At 36.5% G+C, this 1,473-nt stretch carries 1 protein-coding gene; it reads right to left on the bottom strand.

Features of this window, described 5'->3' with window-relative positions; translation table 11 throughout:
* Nucleotides 1–114: 114 nt before the first annotated feature.
* A complete protein-coding gene (locus Q1A47_RS20440) occupies nucleotides 115–1,344 on the bottom strand; it encodes an IS4 family transposase (RefSeq protein WP_166531064.1) in 1,230 nt (409 codons plus the stop codon).
* Between the last annotated feature and the right edge of the window lie 129 nt (nucleotides 1,345–1,473).

A 1,473-nucleotide genomic window follows, 5' to 3' on the forward strand; every position in this document is an offset into this window, starting at 1 on the left:
GATTTCAATCAAGTTGAACGAATTTTCTGATATATGTTATATTTTATTTATGAAAAAAGACAACAGGGCTATAAAGGTAGTCCTTCATCCATTTTTCAGAATTTTATATTGCCTTTAAATAATGGGATCGTAAGTGAGATCATCTAAATATAAAACATCTCCCGATTCATATTGGGCTAAGGTTTCTTCAAATATTCGTTCGTGCTCCGACCTTCGTCGACCACTGGATGATCGGTCTGGTTCCTTGAATACTTCAGAAATAAAGGTTTCAAGTTTTTTGTACCAGCAATCACAAATCCAGTCCCGCATTTCCAGTAAGGATCCTTTATACCCTAAGGTATGCTTCATCAATAAGGTTAAGCAGAACACAATCATGGCAATATAAATCTGGTTGAATACGGCATTTTGGCTTTTGCCATATAGCTTTTTCAAAACCAAATGTTGTTTGACCCATTTGAAAAATAATTCAATTTGCCAGCGTGTCCGGTAGAGATCACTTATTTCTTTTGCGTCCAATTTAGCGTCATTACACACAATAGAAATTTTGTTCCCTTCCCTATCCAATGTTTCGATCAAGCGCAAGGGATGTTTCATTTTGCCGATTTTTACTACGGCATCCCGGATGAGTGGAGAGGAAGAAGAAACAGGTAATTCCTCTATCACATGAATAATCGTATTGGTTTTGATTCGGGTGACAAACCGGATCCCTTCTGCACAATAGAAATCAAACTTTTTAAAGTTGAAGTATCCTCTATCGAACACATGAAGCGCATTTCGATCGGGTACGATCAATGCATCCAACTGTGTTTCGTCTGCTGGCCTGGCAGGAGTAAGAATCACATCATTTAGGAAGGATTCACCATCGCAAAAGACAACAGATGTATGCATTTTTACTCCGGATTTTGTATCTCGAAAATCAGCCCATTCATATTGATGAAGACACATGGAAAGCGTTGATGAATCAATCAAATGAAGCTTTCTAAGTGCTTTATCTGCCATTTTCGGTCCGAGTATATGATGCAGTTTTTTAATTAAATGATGCAGGATAACCTGGAAAATCTCGGATGGTATCTCCCCGTTTTTTCGGGATAGCTGAGATTTACTAATGCTTTCTATGCCGATCAGTCGCTGGACCGTTTTCTTGCGTTTAATCGTATCGCTTATCCGCTGAAGGTTATCCAGCTGCTTCAACTGAGCATAAATAAACGTGTTCATAAACGTAAGCACATCAAGCTTTTTAACATATTTATCAAGTTGAGTGTGTTCAATCATTTTTTGTATGATTTTTGAATCTAATGGATGAATGTATTCCTTGAATACCGTTTTTATGGTATGATTGTCCATGTGAACTCCTTATAGTTAGGGATTTGGACAGGACTACCATACCCTAATTATAAGGTTTTTTTATGGCTTTTAATAGTAAAAATTAACATTATTCATAATCTTGAAATAATAATTATTGCTTGACTTTAG

The organism is uncultured Virgibacillus sp., from assembly GCF_947495635.1.
GTDB classification, from domain to species: Bacteria; Bacillota; Bacilli; order Bacillales; family Amphibacillaceae; genus Virgibacillus; species Virgibacillus salarius.